Consider the following 22,171-nt stretch of genomic DNA (forward strand, 5'->3'; position numbering starts at 1 on the left):
CCTTCCAGCGCATAGTTATTGGGCTCCCGCGGGCCCGGCGTCAGTGAAGGCGTGCCCCAGCACCTTCCCGAACATGCCTGGCTCCTGGTCAAGGCCGCTGCAGTTATTGGAAACTGCGCCGGATGTCTGCCCCTGCTTGCCCGGGTCGCAGCCGGTGTCGCGGTTCAGCGACCACATGGACATGCGTCCGACACCCCGCTCCAACGCGAAAGCGTTCAGCCCTTCGGCGTCCTCCTGGGAAAACACCTGGCCTTGCACGTCATTGCGGCCAATCATCGGCGTGAGCCCGATCCTGTTCCAAAGGGCTGCATCGTCCAGCGGTGTGCCCGCCTGCTCGTAGAGTGTTTTCAGGGTCCTGTGGGTTCCCTCAGCTGCGCTGACTGATGCAGTGAGCATGGTTTGCCCCTGCTTGAGCGGCCCGAAGTTCATGGTCATGATGTTTACGCCGGCAAGTTCAACTCCTTCCTCGAGCATCGTTTCCACGGAGACTTTGGCCGCGGCAGTAAGACCGTCCGCGGAGACGGGAAGGGTCAGCCACACCTTCAACGGCTTGTCAGCCGGGCGCTCCGATTGAAGGCGGGTCATGGCAGCTGCACGCCGCTGGGCTGCGGCAGGATCGCCGGCGCCGTTTCCCTCGACGTCGAGGTCCACTGTGTCCAGCCCGTATCTGGCGATGACCGCTGAGTAGGCATCAACCAGGGCGCCGCTGTCAGCACAGGCAACCGCCAGCTCCGTGCCGAGCTGCCCGCCGAAGGAGACAGCGACGTCGTTGCCGGCCTTTCTGAAGGCCTCCACCTGCGCGTCGAGGTCCAGTTTGCCCTTTGCCTGTTCAAGGTCATAGGAGCCTCCCCAGGAGGGTTCGCAGGGCCGGTCCGGATGGGAGGTGATAAAGGACAACACGGCAGTGACGGGTCCTTGTGGGGGCGAGTCCTGCAGGCGCAGGGGAGGAACCAGTGTTACGTCGAGGTATCCGCCGAACCACCTGGGGTTCGGCTCTGCGCGGTTGACTTCCACCCCCGGACTATTGCCGCCCTGCTGCCCGGGGCCGCAGGCGGCAAGGGGCAGCAGGGCGGCAAGCACGGCCAGGCTTCTGCCCAACCAGGTCAGTGAAGGCATGTTCCGATGCCACCTTCCTGGTCGTCTGAAGCGTGGATAACAGGTTGCTCACTATATTCCAGGCGAAACTTTTGAGCTACAGCCAACCCGGTGCCGGTTCAGGCGGAACTGGGGGAGAGCGGCCCGAACGTCTCTGGAAGGGCGGAATTGGGCGGCAGGGCGGACACGGTCACGCTGTTGGTGCGTTCGGGTTTGTACCATCCCACGGCGGAGCCCCGCAGGGCCTGGATGGCGGATCCGAAAACCACGTACGCGCGCAGAGGTTCGTAGATGAGCCGGTAGATGGGCACCATGAGCAGGTGCAGGAGACTCTCACGCACCATCAATACCGCCACGATGGAGATGAGCATATGGGTTGCGGCAACAAAGGCAGAGAAAAGCGCGATTGCCTGCCATTCTCCACGGGCCAGGCTGCTGATGGCCACGATGACGGTCAGTGGCATAAAGATCAGCGGCACAAGCACGGAGATCAGTGCGTACGGCATGGTGAGCAAGCCGAGCGCTCCGAACTTGGGGTTGAAAAGCATGCCACGGTGCTTGTACAGGGTCTGGATGTTGCCGTAGGTCCAGCGAAGCCGCTGCTTGAACAAACCGCGTACCGTCAGCGGCGCCTCGGTCCAGGCAACAGCTTCGTTCTCCTGGACGATGCTGTACCCCAGGCGCTGCAGGGAAAGAGTGAGGTCTGCGTCCTCTGCAAGGGTGTCATGGGAGTAACCGCCAGCCTTCAGCAGCGCTTCCCGCCGCCAGGCGGCGCAGGCCCCGGGCACGATCGAGATTGCCCCCATAAGGCCCTCAGCCATACGCGTCACACAAATCCCGGAAAGGTATTCCAGGCTCTGCCAGGCAGTGATGAGGTTCCGCCGGTTGCCCACTTTGACGTGCCCGGCGACAGCCCCCACCTCCTTGCCGTTTCGGGGAGCCATGAAGTGCCGCGCAAACATTTTGATGGTTTGGGGCTCGAACAACGTGTCCCCATCGAGCGTGATGATGATTTCTCCCCAGGACTCATTGATGCCGTGGTTACTCGCCACTGACTTCCCGCCGTTGGGCTGGTTGATGACACGAAGTTGGGGCCACGTCTTGGCATACTCCGTCAGAACCGCCAGCGTCCCGTCTGTTGAGCCGTCGTTCACCGCCACGACTTCCATTAATGGATAGTCGCTGGCCCGGAGGGCATCAAGGGTTTTGGTCACCACCGGTTCTTCATTGAAGACAGGCAGCACCACACTGACGAACGGCCATTCCGTTTCCTTGATGTTGTCCCAGCGGCGCCTCTTTTGCCGTGCGTTATTAATCAGGGCCAGGACAACGAATAGGAATGTGAGGATGGTCAGGGACCCGATGCCGAACCAGAACAGCCAGTTCAGCAGGACGTTAGGGGTGACCAGGTAGGTGGTCACCGCTGCGAGGGTGACGTTGTCCTCCAACGTGGCAGGGGCAGAGCGCTGGGGTACAAGGTCCGCGGGCAAAAGTGGCTGGACTGTGGTGAAGGTGTAGCCCTGCGCTTTGGCGCGCGGGATGAATTCCTTCAGCATGTTGACAGTTGCGGTGCGGTCACCGCCGGCATCGTGCATCAAAACGATGTGGCCTTGACCGTCCAGTTCCGGGGCCTGAATAGGCACTCCCGGCGCGTACTCCCAATCGCGGGTATCAATGTCCATGTTGATGTGCAGATACCCCAGTTGCTGGGCCTGCAGCAGGGCAAGGGCGTTGTTTTCCGGGTTGCCGGTGGGGATCCGGAACAGCCTTGTATCGTAGTGGTCCATCGCCCGCATCACACGGTCCGCCCCAATTATCTGCTGGCGGTTGAAGGCATCGTCATGTGCCCAGAAATCTATGTGGGACATGGTGTGGTTGCCGATCATGTGCCCTTCGCGGATGGTCCGCTTGAAGAGGTCCGGGTACTTGACGATGTTGTCACCCACGGGGAAGAAGGTTGCCGGGACTCCCTCCTTGGACAGCAGATCCAGGATCTCGGGCGTGAAGCGCGGGTCGGGCCCGTCGTCGAAGGTCAGCATGATGGTCTTGGCCATCGGCTCGCCGTAGGCTTCCATGACGTAGGGACTGTCACCGATCAGTGTAATTTCCGACGGCGTGGCTTCCCGCCAGACGGTGTCGCTGAAGGGGTCCTTGAGCAGCGTTTTGCCGTCCCTGTGTTGCACCAGGGCTATGCGGTGGTAGACCGAGGTGCGCTCCTGGTAACCGATCCTCGGGATGTTTTCCAGGTCCTGGAGGGCAAGCAAGTTCCGGGGGTAGTCCGAGCCCTGGTTTTGTTGCCCCGGCCGCAACGGCGCGGTTGCGGCCGGGAGGATCCCGACCGCTGAGAGGACCACCAACAGCACGCCGGCCAGCAGGAGGCACAGGATTCTTTGCCAGCGGTGACCGGTGGCATCGAAAAAGACGGGGGCCCTGCCGGTGGAGTGCGGAGGAGCTGGTTTCGTCATGATTACCTTAAGCGGGAATCTTGCCTGCAGGTGTCTTTACAGGGTCACGGAGATGACAACGGAAGGAGGGCGGATCGGGGTTTGACCTGCCTAAATGCGTGGCCCCGGCCCAGCATTCCCTGGAGTGTCACCGTGTGAAGAAGACTATGAGCGCCCCCGCTGCCGCGCCTGCGTAGCTGATACTCGAGTTTTCCGCTGCAAAGTACCTGTATGGATACTCATCAGTGCCAGAGCGGTACTCCCGGCATTCCTCCCGGTAGCATCAGGTCCAATGAATAAAGCGCTGTGGATCTGCTGCCTCGTAGGCGCCGCCGTCGGGATCACCGTGGGCCTGGCTGTCTTTGACAGCCCGTTTATCGGCTTTGCCGTCGGACTGGGCGTTGGAGCAGTCCTGGGCGCCGGCATAGGACCGCGGCGCTAATCTGCCGGCGCCGGGCTGAACGCCGGGAGAGACCAGATGGAACGGTCACTCGTGCGGTCCGCTGTTGTTGCAGCCGTCCGCAGCGCACCCGTCAGGGGAGTGCTGCCGGGATAGGCAGAACCAGTGTGATAGCTGCCGCTGATCCGGCTCCGTTTCACTTGCCGGCCCTGTCCGCTCAGCTGGGAGTTTTCGGAAGGAGCGGCCGGTCGCCCGCGTTCCGGCGCCGTGGTCCCAGGAGCCAGCCTCAAGCAGACGCAGCAGCGCCCGCTACCAAGGCCCGCAAGAGGGCGCAGCATCGGGGAGCCCTTCTTAGCGCTACTTGACATAATGTAGATTATCGGCGTTTTGGAACGGAGTCGGAAGGGGCAGGAATTGGCCCTCGAGGATACGGAACAAACCATGCCACGACGGGATGTCTCCGCAGGTCATTGTCTTATTGCGGGCGCTCGTTAAGAATGAGTCAATGACGGTCTACGTGCGATCACTTGAAACTGCAGTTCCAAAAACGATGCTGATCCAAACAGAAGCACGTGACGTGTTTGCGGCCCAGCCCGGATTGTCCAGGCTTGGCTCGCGGCTGGTCAGCACCTGTTTCGACTCTGCCGCCATTGATACCCGCTATTCCGCCGTGGAGGAACTGACCACGGATTTCCGCTCGGACGATCCCCAGTTCTTTGACCCTGACACCGGCCTGCTGCTGAACCCCAGCACGAAGGTCCGTAATGACATCTTCGGCCGCGAGGCGACCAAGCTCTTCGTCCAAGCCGCCCGTGCTGCGGTGGACGCAGCCCCCGAAATTGACTTACTTGACATAACTCATCTCGTGACCGTGTCCTGTACGGGGTTCTTTAACCCTGGCCCGGACTACAAGATCGTCCGCGAACTAGGTTTGGATCCGGCCGTGCAGCGCTACCACCTGGGATTCATGGGCTGCTATGCAGCTTTTCCCGCACTTCGGGCTGCCAAGCTGTTCTGCGAAGCCGACCCGCAGGCAGTTGTCCTGGTGGTGTGCGCAGAGCTTTGCTCCCTGCACGTGCGTACCTCCAACGATCCGGACACCATCATGGGCTCAGCCCTTTTCGCCGATGGTGCCGCCGCCGCCGTCGTCACTGCACGCAGCGGTGCCGAGGATAAGTCCCTGCTCCAGCTTGACCATTTCGAAACGGTGCTCACACCGGTCGGCGAGGACTCGATGGCGTGGAACATCGGCGACCACGGCTTCGAAATGGTATTGGGAAATTACGTGCCGCACATCATTGACGACCACATCGTCGGTGCCCTGCAGCCCCTCCTCGCCCGCGACCCGGAGCTGGAGGCACTCCCCTACACGTCCATCCGGCACTGGGCCATCCACCCCGGCGGGCGGAGCATCCTGGACAAAGTCCAGTCCCGGCTGGAACTCACTGACGAACAGCTGGTCCCGGCGCGGGAGACGTTGCGGAACTACGGAAACATGAGCAGCGCCACGGTGCTTTTTGTCCTCAAACACATCTTGGAGCAGGATCCGCAGGACGGGGATGAACGGATCTGCTCCATGGCATTCGGCCCGGGACTTACGGTGGAAACCGCCCTGTTCACCAAGCTGCGGCAGGCTCCCGCGACGGCACTGGTGGACCAGGCCGCCGGGCACGCCGCCGCGGAAGTACCTGTCTCCTGAGCGCCTTGGACCTGCTGATGCGGCAGCGCGCCGTCGATGCCGTGGAATTGATGGATGCTCCTGATTGCGATGTCGGGCGCCTGCAGAACACCTACCGCCAGTTCGCGGTGATTAACCGCGCGCTGTCCGGATGGCGAAGGCTGTACGTCCGGGAGCTTCGTCCTCATCTGGCCCGCTGCACGGCTCCGGCCACCCTGCTGGACATCGGCTGCGGCGGAGGGGACCTCCCCTATCAGCTGGCGCGCTGGGCGGGCAGGGACGGACTTCCGCTGAAGGTCACCGGCATAGACCCTGATCCGCGAGCGGCGGCATATGCGAGGGGACGTCCGCTCCTTCCCGGCGTCGAGTTCCGGCAGGCGCACAGCGCTGATCTGGTCCGCGAGGGCAGGCGGTTCGACTTCGTCATTTCGAACCACGTCCTGCACCACCTGTCGGAGGCCGAACTGCAGCAGCTGCTCGCCGACTCGGCTGCCCTCTGCATCAGCAAAGCGCTGCACAATGACCTGAGGCGCAGCCCTGCGGCGTATGCCCTTTTTTCCGCCGCAGCCCTGCCGTTCCCGCATTCCTTCATTCGGGCGGACGGCCTGACATCCATTCGCAGGAGCTATACCCTTTCCGAACTTACCGCCCTCGCTCCCCCGGGCTGGCTGGTCGAAGCCACCACCACGTTCCATCAGGTTCTCGCCCTGCGCAGGACATGAAGTGGCACGGTCAACGGATGTCCTAATCGTCGGTGGCGGTCCGGTGGGTTTGTACCTGGCCGCCCTGCTGCTGCAGGAGGGTGTCCGTGTTCGAGTACTTGAACAGCGGCAGGCCAGGAACCTGCACTCACGGGCCATCGGCATCCACCCACCTGCGCTGGAGGCACTGCAGGAAGTGGAGATTGCCGCTTCCGCGGTCCGCAACGGGGTGCGGATCCGGGAGGGCATGGCTGTCAGTGGCGGGAAAACGGTGGGCGTCATGCCGTTTGCCGGGGCGTCGGAAACTTATCCTTTCGTCCTGGCCCTGCCCCAGTACAGGACCGAGCAGCTCCTGGAGGAGCGCGTCCACCAACTCGACTCCGGCGCCCTGGTCAGGGGTGTGCGCGTCAGGGAGATCACGGACGACGCCGGATCAGTCACCGTGGTGGGCGAACCCGCGGACGGCGCCAAGGGAGGAGCGGCGTCCTTCACCGCGTCCCTCGTGGTGGCGGCCGACGGCGCCCGGTCGCCGATGCGCAATCTCCTCGGGATGCCGGTAAGCAGGAAGGACTACCCGGACCACTACCTCATGGGCGACTTCCGGGACTCCGGGCTCTACGGCGAGCGGGCGGTCCTGTTCCTCGAACCGGGCGGAATCGTTGAGTCCTTTCCGCTGCCGGGCACAGTGCGCCGGTGGGTTGTCCGGCTGGAAAGCCCCGCCCGTACCACCGCGCCGGAGGATCTGGCACAACTGGTCCTGCGCCGGACCGGGATTCTTCCGGACGCGGGCACCAACACCATGGTGAGCGCGTTCAGCGTCCGGTCCACCGTGGCCCGGAGCATGCTGGCCGGCAGAGTGTTCCTGCTCGGCGATGCCGCGCACGAGATCAGTCCCATTGGTGGCCAGGGCATGAACCTCGGCTGGCTGGATGCCCAGGACCTCTCCCCCATTATTCAGGCAGCGTTGGCACACGGAATCCGCCACCAGGACGTGGAATGGCGGCTCCGGGAATTCCAGGTTCGACGCTGGCGGGCCGCCGCGGCGGCCAAGCGGCAGTCTGAGATCAACATGATGCTGGGACGGCCGCTGCCCAGGCCGTTGCTGGACCTGCGGAACCTGGGGATGAGCGCCGCTGCCGCCACTCCCGCTGTCAACCGTTGGGTGGCGAGGCGCTTCACGATGCAGCAGCTGGACAGGCAGCCTATGTGGAGCCGGCCCGGTTACCTGAAGCAGCAGTTGTAGCTGTCCTGGCTGACAGTAAGCCCGTTGCCTGCTCGGGTCAGCACGGCATGGACACCAGCCGAGCGAAAGGACGGTCTGCCGGCCGGCGGTTAGGCTTTCCCCATGAGCCAAAGCTTGCCCGAGACCACACACACCGCAGAGCAGCTCCGTGAAGCTGTGGAGCGGATGCTTGCGGCCGGTTCCCTCCCGCCGATCGTGCAGGCAGGCCATCCCGCACTCCGGCAGCGCGCTGCCGCCTTTGACGGGCAGTTGTCCGATGACCAGCTCGGGCGCCTGATATCGCTGATGCGCGAGGTAATGCACGAGGCTCCCGGTGTTGGGCTGGCAGCGCCCCAACTCGGGATACCGCTGCAGCTGGCCGTCATGGAAGACCAGTACGACGTCGATCCCGACGCTGCTGCCCTCCGTCACCGGAACCCTCTGGACTTCCTCGCCGTCCTGAACCCCCGCTACACACCGCTGGGTTCCGGCCTCGCGTCCTTTTACGAGGGTTGCCTTTCACTCAACGGACTCCAGGCCGTGGTGGCCCGGCACGAAAAGGTGCTTCTTGAGTTCCAGACACCGGAGGGAAGCGCCGTGGAGCGGGAGTTTTCCGGCTGGCAGGCCAGGATTGTGCAGCACGAAACCGACCACCTGAACGGCGTGCTGTACCTTGACCGCGCACAGCTCCGGTCCCTGAGCAGCAACGCCGAATACGCCGCCCATTGGGCCGAGCCGGGCATCGGCAAGGCGCAGCAGGGCCTCGGTTTCGACGCCGGTCCTGCCGGTATCAGCATCCGCTGACGCCGGCGCCCCGAGTGCCGCAGGAATCGGCTGCGGCAGCCCTAGGATGGTTCCATGCCCTCCACCACGGACCTTCCTCTACTGTGCCCGGTGTGCCGGAACCTGCTGGAACTCTTGGCCGCAGGTCCAGCCGGGCAGGGCCGGCTGGTTTGTCCTTTAGGCCATAGTTACGACGCCGCGCGGCAAGGCTATTTCAACCTGCTGGTGGGAAAGGGCACTGCCTTCGAGGCTGATTCTGCTGACATGGTCCAGGCGCGCTGCGACTTCCTGGATGCGGGGCACTACCGGCCGCTGGCAGCTGCGGTGGCCGCCGCCGTCGTACCCTGCCTGCCCGGGGAACGCGGCGCTGTCCTTGATGCAGGAACGGGAACCGGTCACTACCTAAGGTCCGTTCTTGATGAAGCGGCAGCCCATTACCGCGGCAAAGTGGCTGCGCTTGGCCTGGATATCTCCAAATTCGCCCTCCGCCGGGCGGCCCGGCTCAACCCCGAGGCTTGGAACCTGGTTTCGGACGTCTGGCAGCCGCTGCCGCTGGCAGACGCGTCAGTAGATGCCATTACGGTCATTTTTGCCCCGCGCAATGCGGCCGAGTTTGCCCGCGTCCTCCGGCCCACAGGCCGCCTGGTGGTGGTCACGCCCCGGAGTGGCCATCTCGCCGCCATCGCTGCAATAACCGGGATGCTCGGCATCGAGGAAGGCAAGGAAGCCAGGCTGACCGAAACGATGGGAAGCCACTTCCACCCCGAAAAAAGCATTGACGTCGACGTACCCCTGGCGCTGACACGGCGGCAGGCTGCTGACCTGGCCTTCATGGGGCCGGCTGGCCACCACCTTGATCAGGGGCACCTCGCTGAACGGCTGGCAGGCATGTCCGAGCCGATTGCAGCAGAAGCGAAGTTCCGACTGACAGTCTTTAGAGGCAGCAAACCGGCTGCGGAGTAACGACTTGGCCACTATCCCCCCACCACCGGTGGAAGCCCGCCCACCGCTGGCCAGGCCGCACTAATATTAAGAGGACAGTCACTGGCGGTGACCCCGTTCGGCTCCCCGTCGGAAAGGGGAAACATTGTTCGAATGGCTCGGGGAAAACTGGTGGGCATTATGGCTCACCGCCTTCCTGGCGTTTGCAGTGATCGAGATGATCACCCTTGACCTGTTTTTCATTATGCTCGGCGGCGGAACCCTCGCGGCGCTGGCAGCAGACTTCGCGGGCGCTGACCTCTGGCTGCAGATCGTCGTTTTTTGTGTGGTGTCCCTGCTCATGATTGCCTTCGTCCGGCCCGTCGCACTGGCCCATCTGAAAAACGGCCCCTCCGAGCAGCGCACGAATGTCGACCGTCTCATCGGTGAGACGGCCACTGTGATGGAGCCGGTCACGTCCGAGGGCGGCCTCGTTAAAATCGGCGGAGACATTTGGACCGCACGTTCCGCAGGCGGTGTCCTACCCGCCGGCCAAAAAGTAGTGGTATCCGCCATCGATGGAGCCACGGCGCTGGTGGCCGTGCCGCCGGAAACAGCAAGCCCGTCCTGATACAGCCTGAACACATGGGGAACAAGGAGATGTATGGATAACGCAGGAGGAACTGCATTGGCTATTGTGCTGGTGGTCCTGATCGTGTTTGTGATAATCGTTCTGGTCCGGGCGGTGCGGATCATTCCGCAGGCCCGTGCAGGCGTGGTTGAACGGCTGGGCAAGTACCAGCGGACGCTCAACCCAGGGCTGACCATCCTGATTCCGTTCGTGGACCGGCTCCTGCCGTTGCTGGATCTGCGCGAACAGGTTGTTTCGTTCCCTCCGCAGCCGGTGATCACCGAGGATAACCTGGTGGTCTCCATCGACACCGTTGTCTATTTCCAGGTCACGGACCCGAGGGCCGCAACGTACGAGATCGCCAACTACATCCAGGCAGTGGAACAGCTGACAACCACCACTCTCCGCAACGTTGTGGGCGGCCTGAACCTCGAAGAAGCGTTGACCTCCCGTGACCAGATCAACGGGCAGTTGCGCGGGGTGCTGGACGAGGCCACCGGGCGCTGGGGCATCCGTGTCTCCCGCGTCGAGCTCAAGGCCATCGATCCGCCGCACTCCATCCAGGACTCCATGGAGAAGCAGATGCGCGCGGAGCGGGACCGCCGCGCCGCAATCCTTACTGCCGAAGGTACCAAGCAGTCAGCCATCCTGACCGCCGAAGGCCAGCGCCAGGCGTCCATCCTGGCGGCGGAAGGCGACGCCAAGGCCGCGATCCTGCGGGCCGACGGCGAGGCTCAGGCAATCCAGAAGGTTTTCGACGCCATCCACAAGGGCAACCCGGACCAGAAACTGCTGGCATACCAATACCTGCAGACCCTTCCGAAGCTTGCGGAAGGATCCTCCAACAAGTTGTGGATCATCCCCAGCGAAGTCGGCGAGGCCCTTAAGGGGATCGGCAACGCACTGGGCGGAACAAACCCGGATCCTGCCGCAGCCGGGCTGTTCGACGAAGTGGGAGCCAAACCCTCCAAGCATTAGGAGCAGGAAAGGCACGGCGAGGGGCCGGCAGCGGATGCCGGTCCCCCTTGGTTTTGGTTGCCATGGCCCGCACCCGTATAATTGGGTATTTGTCCGGCAGGAGCAGATCCGCTGGAACAACCAAGCTTCGCAATGCGTTGAATCATAAGATGCAGCACAGAGCACACAGTAGTCCGGCGGTGTTTTTCAGCCGCCGGCTAGCGCGGGTTTTTACTCCGCGAACCGACCAGAGGGAGAAAACATGAGCGATCGCAGCCTGCGGGGCATGCGCCTTGGCGCGCAGAGCATGGAGACCGAGTCCGGAGTTGAGCCGGCTCCGCGTCAGCGCGTCGAGTACCGGTGCGAGGACGGCGAGCAGGTTTTCGTGACGTTCTCCTCCGAGGCGGAGATTCCCCCGGTTTGGGTTTCCAAGACCGGCAAGGAAGCGCTCCTGGTCGACGGCGAACGCCCGGACACCAGCAATGACAAAGCCGTCCGCACGCACTGGGACATGCTGCTGGAACGCCGCTCCCTCCCCGAGTTGGAGCAGATCCTCGAGGACCGGCTGACCATCCTGCGCGAACGCCGTGGAGAGCGCCGCTCCGCATAGTACCTTGAATTGAAAGCAAGGGCCGTCCCCACATTGTGGGAGACGGCCCTTGCTGTTTGCCACTCTGCTTCTTGGCGGCAAGCGGGTGCGCGCTTACCGCTGTGCCGGCAACTTCTTCCGCGTAAGGGTGTTCCAACGGGCCTGGAGTCCCCATTTGGTGACGTTGATCATGGCTTCAACCACGATGTTGCCGCTCATTTTGGAGGCTCCAAGTTCCCGCTCCACAAAGGTAATGGGCCGTTCCTCGATCCGGAGACCCATGCGGGCCACCCGCCAGGCAAGGTCCACCTGGAAGCCGTAGCCCACCGAGTCCACCTGGTCCAGGTTGAGCTTTTCCAACGTGGTCCTGCGGAACGCGCGGTATCCGCCGGTTACGTCTTTGATCTTCAGGCCCAGCATCAGGCGGGCGTAGGTGCTTCCCACCCTTGAGATGGCCTGCCGGTACAGCGGCCAGTTCACGACGCTTCCGCCGGGAACCCAGCGGGATCCCATGGCGAGGTCGGCGCCCTGGTCGATGGCCTCAAGGAGCTGGGGAAGCTGTTCGGGCTGATGGGAACCGTCAGCGTCCATCTCCACCAGGACGTCATAGCCGGCATCAAGGCCCCACTTAAAGCCGGCGATGTAGGCAGCCCCCAAGCCTTCCTTGCCCTTGCGGTGCAGTACATGCACCTGCGAGTCCTCGGCAGCGATGCCATCGGCGAGCCGGCCAGTGCCGTCAGGGCTGTTGTCATCCACCACCAGCACGTCCGAAGCCGGGACGGCTGCGCGGAGCCGCTGCAGCGTAATAGGCAGAGATTCCAGCTCGTTGTAGGTGGGGATGATGGTAAGGACGCGCACAGAAGGCCTTCCTGAAGGGAACGGTCGGTGCACCCGCGGGCGAGCGAATTCGCTGGCAGGCGCAGCTACCCATTATAGGGCGGAGACTGGAGGGGTCAGGAACGCAGCGCAGGGCTCGTGTGCAGTTCCACGCCGTCCCTGACAGTCTGCAGGCACACGGGATCCGAGCCGGTGTCCAGTGCCGGCAGCAAGGGTGTCCGGGCCCGGGGATCGGTGCTCCACGACTGGACCCTTCCGTCGGCCACCTGCACCATCAACTCCTCGACTTCCCAGACCGCGAAACTGGCCGGCGCTCCGGGGACAAGCTGGCCCGCCATGGGGTTGTGGTACTTGGCGGCCCTCCAGCCTGCCCGGGTGTGGCCCAGGAAAGCGGCCCGTGCCGAAATCCGTTCAGCCTCGTTGTGGTGCTCAAGGCAGGCCCTGACGCTGGACCAGGGGCGCAGCGTCGTTACGGGGCTGTCGCTGCCAAAACAGACTGGAACCCCTGCAGAAAACAGGCTGGCAAAGGGATTCATGGATCTGCTCCGCTCCCCCAGGCGTGTCTCGTAGAGCCCGCCTGGACCGCCCCAGGCAGCGTCAAATGCGGGTTGGGCACTGACTGTAACGGAGTATCGGGCCAATGTGGCAACAGCGGCCGGTTCCACCATCTCCACGTGCTCAAACCGGTGGCCTGCCGCCCGAATCCTCTGCTCCCCAACCTCGGCCGCTGCCAGGTCCAACGCTTCCAAAGCTGCATCCAGCCCGGCGTCGCCAATGACGTGGAAACCACCCTGGATCCCGGCCAGGGAACAAGCAGCAAGATGGGCCGCTGCCTCCCCGACGCTCAGGTAGAGGCTGCCGGACTCGTTGGGGGCGTCGCTGTAGCCGGACCGCAGGGCTGCTGTCCGTGACCCTATGGAACCGTCGATGTTCAGGTCGCCGGCCAGTCCCCGGACGCTGACACCCAGCTGGTCAAGAATGCTGCGGGCGTGTTCTTCCGATGAAGCCAGTTCGCCCCAGTAAGTCAGGACTTCCGGCGTGGCTGTGCCGCCGTTGCTGTTCCAGTTCCCCGCAAGTTGAAGATCAAGGGCACCGCCGATGTGTGGAGCGCCAATCTCCGCCACTGCCACGTAGCCATTGGCTGCGGCCTCGGCGAGGGCACGGCCCTGGTGCCTTGCGAGCACCTCGGCCGGGAGCCGCCGAGTTGCCTGCCGGGCTGCTGCGTGCGCCGCCAGCCGTACCCTTGGGCCGCCGTCGAAACCATCAAGCCCGCGGAGGCCGGCCGCTGCAGCCAGGGACGCCGAGACCAGGGCCGAATGGACGTCAACGCGGGAGAGGTAGACAGGGCGGCCCCCTGCGGCCCTTTCCAGTTGCTCAGCCGTGGGGAGGGTGCCGTCCGTCCAGGTGGTGTCGTCCCAGCCATGCCCCAGGACCGGGCCGTCACCGGGCGCAGCAGCCACAGCGTCAAGGAGCTCCCTGGCCGACCTCACGTCCTGCAGTGACAGAGACTCCAAGGCAATTCCTGTCTCTGTCAGATGCATGTGGGAGTCTACGAAGCCGGGGGCAACCAGGGCTCCGCGGAGGTCAATGACCTCCATTGAACTGTCAGCGATCGAAGATGCTGCCTGTTCCGATCCAACCCACGCCACCGTGTCACCATCCACCAGCATGGCCGACGCAAAGGGGTCAGCGGCCGTATACACCGAGCCGTTGCGGTAAAGGACAGGCTTGGTCTTGGGGCGGGATCCGGGCTGGTCTTCGGGACGGGGCATAGGAAAGCGAAACTCCTGGAAGTAGGACGGCCGGCAACAGCAGGCGGTGGGGGGTCAGAGGACGGACGAGTAGGCTACAACGCCGCGGCGGATCAGTGCGATGGCGTCGGAACAAAGGCGTGCGAGGCGCGGGTCCAGGCCGGGAATCTTCGCCAGTTGGTCCAGCAGGTCAACCACCTGCTTCACCCAGCGGACAAAGTCGCCGGCGGCAAGGTCCGTTCCACTCAGGACGTCCTGCAGGTGCCGGCCGCGGGCCCACTTGTAGATGGGCCATACCAGGCCCAGTTCCGGTTCGCCGGTCAACGGAAGTTTGTTTTCCTCTTCCGTATCTTCCAGGGCGGACCACTCCCGGACAACGGTGTCCACCGAGGTCTCCAGTGAGATACTTGGCATCCTCGGCCGCATGCCGCGGTCCTCGCGCTTGGCCTGGTACACCAGGACACTGGCCAGGGCGGCGACTTCCACGGCGTCAAGGTCGTCGAAGGCGCCAAGACGGAGGGACTGGGAAATCAGAAGGTCCTTTTCCCCGTAAATCCGCCTCAGCCTCTGTCCGTCAGGGCTGATGTTCAGCCTGCCGTCCGGTGTCGGCTCCAGGTATCCGTAGGAGGAAAGGACGTCGCAGACCCGGTCAAAAGTCTTGGCAATGGTGTTGGTGCGGCCTTGGATCTGCCGGACCAGCCCGTCCGTCTCCCGCCGGAGCTTCCACCAGCGTTCTGACCAGCGGGCGTGGTCCTCCCGTTCGCTGCATCCGTGGCACGGGTGCGCGCGGAGGGCGCGTCGCAGGTCAGCGATGCGCTTTTCCTGGTTCGGCAGGGCGGTGGCGAGGCCGAAGTCGTTGTTGCGGTTGTTGCCTGGGGCCGGCGGGCGGTTCTCCCGCAGCGCGTTCCGTGCTGATGATGCCAGGTCGCGCCGCGATTTGGGCACCTTCGCATTGAAGGACTTGGGTATTCGGATGCGCGTCACCGGAGCAATGGGACCTTCGAGATCGTCGGTCCCGATCCGGCGCAGCTGGTTGTCCAGCGTCAGCACGGCGGGCCGGGGCTCGCGGCTGCTGTGGTCCGAGCTCAGCACAATCGCCGGTCCGGGGGCCCGCCCGCCGGGGACATTCACCACGTCTCCCGGGAGCAGGCGCGCCAATGAATCATCGCTAAGTGACTTCCGGGCGCGTGACTTGGTCCGGGAAGTGACGTTTTCGGCGTCGGACAGTTCCCGGCGCAACCGCGCGTACTCTGTGAAGTCGCCGAGATGGCAGGTCATCGATTTCGCATAGCCCGCCAGCGATTCCTCGCGGCTGCGGACCTGCTTTGCCAGGCCCACCACCGAGCGGTCCGCCTGGAACTGCGCGAAAGAGGATTCCAGGATTTCGCGCGCCCTGGCCCGCCCGAACTGGGCCAGGAGGTTGATGCTCATGTTGTAGGTGGGCCGGAAACTTGAGTTCAAGGGATAAGTGCGCCGTGAAGCCAGGCCGGCCACCGCCGTCGGGTCTGTACCAGGCTGCCAGAGCACCACGGCGTGGCCTTCGACGTCGATGCCCCGCCGCCCGGCGCGCCCGGTCAGCTGCGTGTATTCCCCTGCGGTGATGTCCACGTGCGCTTCGCCGTTGAATTTGTCCAGCTTTTCGAGCACAACGGAGCGGGCAGGCATGTTGACGCCCAGGGCGAGGGTTTCGGTGGCGAAGACGGCCTTCACCAGTCCGTCCGCGAAGAGCTTCTCCACCACTTCCTTGAAGGTGGGCAGCATGCCGGCGTGGTGGGCGGCGAAGCCGCGCAGCAGGCCATCACGCCAGGTCCAGAAGCCCAGAACTTCGAGGTCGTCCGGGGGGATGTCGCGGCCGGCCTCGTCCACGCGCTCCGCGATGATCCGCTGCTCTTTTTCGGTGGTGAGCCACAGGCCCGATCCGACGCATTGGGCAACGGCAGCATCACAGCCGGCCCGGGAGAAGATGAAGGTAATGGCCGGGAGGAGGTCCATGCGGTCCAGGCTTGCGATGACCTGCGGCCGGCTCGCCGGGCGGACGCCGCGTTCGTCGCCGCCCCTGCCTGGACGGTCGTTCCCTCGCCTGCCGCGTTGGCCGCGGCCGGGGGCAGACCTGGCACGGAAGCTTTGCATGCTTTCGCTGCGGGCAACCGTGAGGAGATCGGGGTTTACATCAAAACCACGGCTCGCGGCAGTGTCCTTGCGGGAGTCCGGCTGCGCTTCGTCAGCATCCACGGGCGGAGCTATCTCGTCGAAGGTTGTCTCGCCGGCAAAAAGGTCCATGATCTGGCGGCCCACCATGACGTGCTGCCACAGCGGCACGGGCCGGTGCTCGGACACAATGATGTCCGTGTCGCCGCGCACCGTATCAAGCCACGCACCGAACTCCTCGGCATTGGAGACCGTGGCGCTGAGGGAGGCCACCTGCACTTCGCTGGGGAGATGGATGATGACTTCTTCCCAGACGGCACCGCGGAAGCGGTCGGCAAGGTAGTGCACCTCGTCCATGACCACGTAGCCCAGGTCGCCCAGGGTTGCTGAATCGGCGTAGAGCATGTTGCGGAGGACTTCAGTGGTCATCACCACCACTGGAGCGTCACCGTTGATGCTGGTGTCACCGGTCAGGAGGCCCACGCTGTCGGAGCCGTACTTGTCGCTGAGCTCGGTGAACTTCTGGTTGCTCAGTGCCTTGATGGGTGTGGTGTAAAAAGCCTTCAGGCCCCGTTCGAGGGCAAGGTAGATGGCGAATTCGCCGACAATCGTTTTGCCGGCCCCGGTAGGCGCCGCAACCAGCACTCCCCTGCCCTCCTGCAGCGAACGGCAGGCCTGGCGCTGAAAATCATCGAGTTCAAACTCGAGGGTGCGGGAGAAAGCGCCGAGGTAGGTGGCTGCCTCGGCCCGCTGCTCGGCGCTGAGGCGGTACTTCTCCGCCGGTGAAAGCTCTTCGGGCTCGCCCGGACCGGTAGGAAACTGCCTGGGCTGGAACGAACCGTCGTTGGAGGACATACCCCAAGCCTAATGGGCGCTTAGAGGTTCTTCAGCTCACTGCCCGGGGTGGCGACGTCGGCTGTGGCCTCGGTCTCGGCCATCCGTTTGGCCTCACGGCGGGCCCTGCGCTTGTCGTTCATCAGGCAGACACCGATGGCTGCGAAGAAGAGCACCAGCAGCGGGCCGGCCAGCATGAACATGGAAATGGCGTCAGCACCGGGGGCAGCGATGGCTGCCAGGACAAACACCAGGAACACGGTGATGCGCCAGGCCTTGAGGATGGTTTGGCCGGAGATAACGCCGGCCATGTTGATGCCCACCAGCACCACCGGAACCAGGAACGCAATTCCCAGCACAAGGACCATGCGCGTGACGAACTCAATATATGTGCGGGCATCAATGACGCTGGACGAGCCCTCCGGCGTGAACTGTGTCAGGGCATGGACCACCTGCGGCACCACCAGCCAGCCCATCCAGATGCCGGCAAGGAACAGGGGGACAGCTGCAGCCATGTAGCCCAGGGTGTAGCGGCGTTCCTTGGAGGTAAGGCCCGGGGTAATGAACGCCCACAACTGGTAGATCCAGATGGGGCTCGAGATGACCGCCCCTATCAGCAGTGACATCTGAAGCTTGAAATCGAACGGGGAGGCGATGCTCCCGAAGTTGATTGCGGCGAGCCCGCCGGTTTGTGCCGAGATGCGGTTGACCGGCTCGGCCAGCGCCTTCAGCAGCGGATCGTAAAGTATCCATCCTCCAATGCCGCCAATGACGACGCCGATGGCCGACTTGATCAGCCGGTTCTTCAGCTCCTTGAGGTGGTCCCAAAGAGCCATCCGCCCTTCGGGGTTGGCTTTACGGGCCCTCGACAGTGCCACTGGGGGTCAGGCGCGGTTCGACGGCGGAACGTCAGTGCCGTCGGTTGGCTCGCCGTGCTGCGCCTTGGGGTGGTTGACGATGGTGCCTTCCACGGGGCCTGAGGCGTCAGTGGAGTCGGTCTTGCCGTCGTTCTTCATTTCCTTGACTTCGGATTTGATGATCCGCATGGACTGTCCAAGGCTGCGCGCCATGGCCGGAAGTTTGGGCGCGGCAAAAAGAAGCAAAGCAACAACAATGATGATTACGATGGGCCAGGGGCCATCAAAGAGTCTTCCCACGGGAATTCCTTTCGTCTAAGTACATTTTACTTCCAGGTGAAGTCCAGATCGCCGAGCGCCTGTGGCTGGCCCCGGTCCGTCTTGCGCTGCACCCGTTTGAGGCGGCGTTCTTCCCGTCGGGATGACTTGGATGCCTCGTAATCATGTCGCATGACGGTCGGCGAGGCAAAAACTGCCGAACCGGGCTGCGGCCTTGCCGGGTCCGCGCCCATGGCCGGCTGCTCCATGGGGCCAAGGTGCCCCAGCTTCTCGCCTGCCGCCCCCAGATCCCGGAGGGTGGCCATGAACTGGCGGAACAGCCGGATGCCCAAAAAGACATAGAGGAGCAGTGACAGCGCAACGAGCGCCACCCATATGAGAATCCAGGACCACCAAGGCATGTTTTGAAGTCTAGCCGCCGTATCTGGCCAGCGACGCCGCCAGCCACGCCCGGGCAGCGTCGGCAAGCTCCGCCGGAGCCACGATACGGGCGGAACCGCCGTGCTGGGCCACGAACATCGGTAGCCACGCTGTATTCCCGAACCGTATCTCAGCCACCAGCCCGCCGTCGTCAAGTTCTGCTGTGCGTTCCGCGTAGTAGTCGTCCGCCAGGCCCCTCCCCTGCCGGGTGAGCTGGACGGTGACGAGGGTGTCGTCCTCCTTGGCGGTGAAAAGTTTTGCCGGAACCCCCGTGGCCGGCGTGGTCCCTGCTGGAACGGGCCGCCCGTTCGGTTGAACGTCCTGTATGCGGTCCAGGCGGAAGTTCCTCAGCCCCTCCACCGAATGGCAATAGGCCTCGAAGTACCAGGTGCTGTCCAGCGAGTAGAGGCGCAGCGGGTCCACATCCCGTTCCGACACGCTGTCCCGCTGCGGAGCCAGGTACTGAAGGCGCAGTTGGGAACCCGACTCGATGGCCTGCCGGATGATGGCGTGCGTCGCCGCATCAGCCGGTGCCACTTCCGGCCCGGCAAGGGAGGCTGCCCGCAGCCCTTCCTCACCGGCCGCCGCCAGGAGCTTGAGGGTTACTGATTGCAGGGCACCGTCCTCAGCTACCTCCGGCAGCCCGTTCAGTGTCTCCAGCCCGGTCAGGAGGGCGCAGGCTTCCTCCACGGTGAAGCGTACGGGCTGGGTCAGGTCCAGGTCCTGGGTTATATAAACGTGGTCATCCTCCCACTGAATGTCCAGCAGGTCGTCCGGGTATCCCTCCGGCAGCCCTGAACATATGAGGATTTGCAGATCATCCTCCAGTTCCTTCCTGCTGATGCCGAAGTGCCGGGCGACGTCCTGGATGTGCAGGCCCTGGTTGTGCACCAGGAAGGGGACCAATTGAAGCATCCGTTTGAGCTGGTCCTCGGAAGTGCGCGCCCGGACGGAACGGGCGGGCACACTGGCGAACTGGAACTGAGGAACGGGGGCTGCGCTGAACCCCGCGGCGGCGTGAAGTCTTCGCCGGACGGCTTCGGCAAGTTCGGCGGGAGCCACGGCCAGGGCGTCAGGGCCGTAGGAAGCAAGCTCTTCCGCCAGGGCCTCCGGGTCCCTGTACTGCAGGCTGATCCTTTCGTACCCGGCTTCGGGTTGATCGACGCGAGGGCTGTCCTGGATGGTTTCCCTTGCAGACTCCGGCGCGGTACTGCGGCGTCGCAGTGCCAGCAGCCGCCCTTCCCGGACGTCCACGACGGCGGGGCGCAGCGGCAGTTCCGGCAGGCGGTCCAGTTCCTGCCGGATGTTGAACCCGAGCGGTGGCGCAAATTGCACCCGTTCGAGCGTGGTCACCGCGCTGGTGAAGCGGGAGAGCCGGAAATGGCGGGGGGCTTTCCGGGCGCGGTCGTAACCGGCGAGGTACCAGTTCCCGAACCGGCTTCCCAGGCCCCAGGGCTCAACGGTCCGCTGTTCCTCTGTTCCGGTGCTGCCCGCAAGGTAGGTGAACGTGACGGGGTGTTTGGCATGCATTGCCGCAACGAGGTCGTCGAAGGCCTGCCCCGCGGGTTTGATTCTGGGCTGGACACCGGCGGGAAGCTGGACGTCCGCCATCGCGCCGGACGCCTGTAGCTTGCGCAGCGCGCTTTGGGCGGCCGTGCCCAGCGCTGCCCGCTCCCAGAGTTGGGAGGCCAGGAGGAGTACTGTCCACTCCCCCGGTCCCAGTTGGACTTCCGGCAGGCGGTTGGATTCCTTGCCGATGCGGTAGCGGGTGGTGGCGGGATCGTCTTCGCTCCAGCCAAGGTCGGTCAGTGTTTCGACCTCGAACCCGAACTTGCGGAGATCGCTTTTGTCGCGTTCAAACATCCGTCCGAAGGAGGCCTCATTGCCCGGGGTGTCCCGGTAGATCGTGTCACGCAGTTCACTGCGGCGCAGGCCGTACCTCGTGTTGAGCAGGGCGATCAGGAGGTTCAGGAGGCGTTCAGTACGGGATGCGGACACCCTCGTTACGTTACTAAACTCCGTGCCGGAACGCAGGAAGCGCGGCAGCAGCAGGATGTGATGGTCCTGTTGCTGCCGCGCTCCTGACGGCTTGCCGGTTCCTGGTTAGCGAACGCCCACGAGGTCAACCACGAAGATCAGGGCTTCGTTGGGTGCAATTGCGCCACCGGCGCCACGGGAGCCGTAGGCCAGCTCGGAGGGAATTTCGAGGCGGCGGCGGCCGCCTACCTTCATGCCCAGGAGGCCCTGGTCCCAGCCCTGGATGACCTGTCCGACTCCCACGCGGAAGTCCAGGGGTGCGCCACGGCCCCAGGAGGCGTCGAATTCCTCGCCGGTGGACCAGGCTACGCCCACGTAGTGGGTGGAGACGGTGTCTCCGGCCTTGGCTTCGCGGCCGTCACCTTCGATGAGGTCCGTGATGACGAGTTCCGTGGGGACATCGCCCTCGGGGAAATCGATTTCGGGCTTCTGGCGGTCAAAATCGCGCTGTCCAAAAGACATGGTAGCTCCTTGGTGTTTGGCAGATAATGTGCTGCTGGTGGATGCCGCGGCGAGGGCCGGGCCTGTTGCCATTGTTGCTACTTGGCTCCGAGGATGTCCACTACGAAGACGAGGTCGCCCTTGGCCTCGCCCTGGCCGGCGTCGCCGTAGGCCAGGTCCTTGGGGATCACCAGAAGGACGCGCGAGCCTACGGTTTTGCCCGCGAGGCCCTGCGTCCAGCCCTTGATAACGCCGGTAAGCGGGAAGCTTGCCGGTTCGCCGCGGTCGAAGCTTGAGTCAAATTTCGTGCCACCCGCAAGGGTGACGCCAACGTAGTTCACCGTCAGGGTGTCAGATTCCTTAACGGTGGCGCCCTTGCCCTTGATTAGGTCCTGGGAGATAAGCGCAGCAGGCGCGGCAACACCTTCGACGTTAATCTCGGGGATGCCGTCCTTCTCGGTGACTGTAGGCAGGCCGGCCGGCGGGGTGACTGTCTCACCTTCGGGCTTCTCCAGGACAGGGGTTACGTCAGAAGCGGAGAGGACCTTGATGATCAGGAGCTGCGTGGGCTGCGCTGCGGGTGACGGGCTCGGGCTGGCGCCGTCGGAGGGGCTGGGGGCGGCTGCACTCTGCTGCCCGGGCACGGCGAGGGCAAGGCTGGAGCCGACCTTGGCGCCAACAAAGGCGTTGTAGATCACTTCGCTGCCGGTCTTCAACTCCTCGTTGAGTTCCAGCGGCTCGGGCTCACTGGGGAACGTGTCCTCCAGCGTCGAGCCATCCGCGCCGTTCAGGGCAAGGATGGAGATGTTGGCGATCTGGTTCGCCTTCACGGTGTCGCCGTCGCCCTCGGTGACCACCTTGATGGTGGGTTCAGTGACTTCGAGCGGCTTGGCGAATTCCACGCCGGGAGCTTTTTTGTCCCCGTTGTCGGTCAGTTTGAGAGAGTCGAACTTCGCAGTCTCACCAGCGGACTTGCTGGTGGGTTCCGGCTCCGCAGTTGAACCACCGCAGGCGGTCAACAGCAGCAAAGCGGGAAGAAGGAGTGCTAATAGTCGGCGCACGTGAAAGAACTTTCGTCGGGGCAAGGTGGAGGCGGTGATCCGCAACTCGGCGGGCGGCACCGCGGCAGGCCCTCAAAAGGGGCTT

Annotated in this window: 20 protein-coding genes; 9 read left to right on the forward strand and 11 right to left on the reverse strand. The window is 64.0% G+C overall.

Translation table 11 applies throughout. The annotated features are described in order from the left end of the window. Positions 1-15 precede the first annotated feature (15 nt). The gene (locus tag AC5RVN_RS04570) at positions 16-1,116 is read right to left on the reverse strand and encodes a chitinase (RefSeq protein WP_494137199.1); all 1,101 of its coding nucleotides are present in this window, start codon (positions 1,114-1,116) and stop codon (positions 16-18) included. Between the two features lie 98 nt (positions 1,117-1,214). Further along, entirely contained in the window at positions 1,215-3,560 is a 2,346-nt protein-coding gene (locus AC5RVN_RS04575; RefSeq protein ID WP_494137200.1) for a bifunctional polysaccharide deacetylase/glycosyltransferase family 2 protein, read from the reverse strand. Positions 3,561-3,831: 271 nt separating this feature from the next. Here AC5RVN_RS04575 and AC5RVN_RS04580 point away from each other — a divergent pair, with 271 nt between their 5' ends. The 9 genes from AC5RVN_RS04580 (at position 3,832) to AC5RVN_RS04620 (ending at position 11,442) form a co-directional block, all read left to right on the forward strand. Beyond that, a complete protein-coding gene (locus AC5RVN_RS04580) occupies positions 3,832-3,981 on the forward strand; it encodes a hypothetical protein (RefSeq protein ID WP_494137201.1) in 150 nt (49 codons plus the stop codon). A gap of 463 nt (positions 3,982-4,444) precedes the next feature. Further along, positions 4,445-5,638, forward strand: coding sequence for a type III polyketide synthase (locus AC5RVN_RS04585; RefSeq protein WP_494137202.1), 1,194 nt, complete (start codon positions 4,445-4,447; stop codon positions 5,636-5,638). A 17-nt stretch (positions 5,639-5,655) separates the two neighbouring features. Continuing rightward, complete coding sequence (locus tag AC5RVN_RS04590; protein ID WP_494137425.1) at positions 5,656-6,339, forward strand: class I SAM-dependent methyltransferase; 684 nt, start codon at positions 5,656-5,658, stop codon at positions 6,337-6,339. A 1-nt stretch (position 6,340) separates the two neighbouring features. Then, positions 6,341-7,561 (forward strand): FAD-dependent oxidoreductase, encoded by a 1,221-nt coding sequence (locus tag AC5RVN_RS04595; protein ID WP_494137203.1) that lies wholly within the window; start codon positions 6,341-6,343, stop codon positions 7,559-7,561. A 102-nt stretch (positions 7,562-7,663) separates the two neighbouring features. After that, positions 7,664-8,344 (forward strand): peptide deformylase, encoded by a 681-nt coding sequence (locus AC5RVN_RS04600; protein WP_494137204.1) that lies wholly within the window; start codon positions 7,664-7,666, stop codon positions 8,342-8,344. Between the two features lie 54 nt (positions 8,345-8,398). After that, on the forward strand, positions 8,399-9,286 hold the full coding sequence (locus AC5RVN_RS04605) for a methyltransferase domain-containing protein (RefSeq protein WP_494137205.1): 888 nt from the start codon (positions 8,399-8,401) through the stop codon (positions 9,284-9,286). Between the two features lie 124 nt (positions 9,287-9,410). Further along, on the forward strand, positions 9,411-9,875 hold the full coding sequence (locus AC5RVN_RS04610) for an NfeD family protein (protein ID WP_494137206.1): 465 nt from the start codon (positions 9,411-9,413) through the stop codon (positions 9,873-9,875). Between the two features lie 33 nt (positions 9,876-9,908). Further along, entirely contained in the window at positions 9,909-10,853 is a 945-nt protein-coding gene (locus AC5RVN_RS04615) for an SPFH domain-containing protein (protein ID WP_494137207.1), read from the forward strand. Between the two features lie 241 nt (positions 10,854-11,094). Further along, complete coding sequence (locus tag AC5RVN_RS04620) at positions 11,095-11,442, forward strand: RNA polymerase-binding protein RbpA (RefSeq protein ID WP_013600997.1); 348 nt, start codon at positions 11,095-11,097, stop codon at positions 11,440-11,442. A 93-nt stretch (positions 11,443-11,535) separates the two neighbouring features. On the opposite strand, the gene AC5RVN_RS04625 is transcribed toward AC5RVN_RS04620, so the two are convergent. The 9 genes from AC5RVN_RS04625 to AC5RVN_RS04665 form a co-directional block, all read right to left on the reverse strand. Then, positions 11,536-12,279, reverse strand: coding sequence for a polyprenol monophosphomannose synthase (locus AC5RVN_RS04625; protein ID WP_494039711.1), 744 nt, complete (start codon positions 12,277-12,279; stop codon positions 11,536-11,538). 95 nt (positions 12,280-12,374) lie between these two features. Next, positions 12,375-14,030, reverse strand: a complete 1,656-nt coding sequence (locus tag AC5RVN_RS04630) for an amidohydrolase (RefSeq protein WP_494137208.1) — start codon at positions 14,028-14,030, stop codon at positions 12,375-12,377. Positions 14,031-14,084: 54 nt separating this feature from the next. After that, positions 14,085-17,012 (reverse strand): DEAD/DEAH box helicase, encoded by a 2,928-nt coding sequence (locus AC5RVN_RS04635; RefSeq protein ID WP_494137209.1) that lies wholly within the window; start codon positions 17,010-17,012, stop codon positions 14,085-14,087. 20 nt (positions 17,013-17,032) lie between these two features. Next, complete coding sequence (gene tatC, locus AC5RVN_RS04640; protein WP_494039708.1) at positions 17,033-17,827, reverse strand: twin-arginine translocase subunit TatC; 795 nt, start codon at positions 17,825-17,827, stop codon at positions 17,033-17,035. Positions 17,828-17,875: 48 nt separating this feature from the next. Continuing rightward, positions 17,876-18,148, reverse strand: coding sequence for a Sec-independent protein translocase subunit TatA (gene tatA / locus AC5RVN_RS04645; RefSeq protein ID WP_494039707.1), 273 nt, complete (start codon positions 18,146-18,148; stop codon positions 17,876-17,878). Positions 18,149-18,174: 26 nt separating this feature from the next. Beyond that, entirely contained in the window at positions 18,175-18,528 is a 354-nt protein-coding gene (locus tag AC5RVN_RS04650) for a hypothetical protein (protein ID WP_494039706.1), read from the reverse strand. 10 nt (positions 18,529-18,538) lie between these two features. Next, positions 18,539-20,545 (reverse strand): helix-turn-helix transcriptional regulator, encoded by a 2,007-nt coding sequence (locus AC5RVN_RS04655; protein WP_494137210.1) that lies wholly within the window; start codon positions 20,543-20,545, stop codon positions 18,539-18,541. A gap of 105 nt (positions 20,546-20,650) precedes the next feature. After that, the gene (locus AC5RVN_RS04660) at positions 20,651-21,046 is read right to left on the reverse strand and encodes an FKBP-type peptidyl-prolyl cis-trans isomerase (protein WP_104997974.1); all 396 of its coding nucleotides are present in this window, start codon (positions 21,044-21,046) and stop codon (positions 20,651-20,653) included. 77 nt (positions 21,047-21,123) lie between these two features. Further along, positions 21,124-22,086, reverse strand: coding sequence for an FKBP-type peptidyl-prolyl cis-trans isomerase (locus tag AC5RVN_RS04665; RefSeq protein WP_494137211.1), 963 nt, complete (start codon positions 22,084-22,086; stop codon positions 21,124-21,126). Positions 22,087-22,171: the final 85 nt, after the last annotated feature.

Source organism: Arthrobacter sp. sptzw32, from assembly GCF_059089735.1.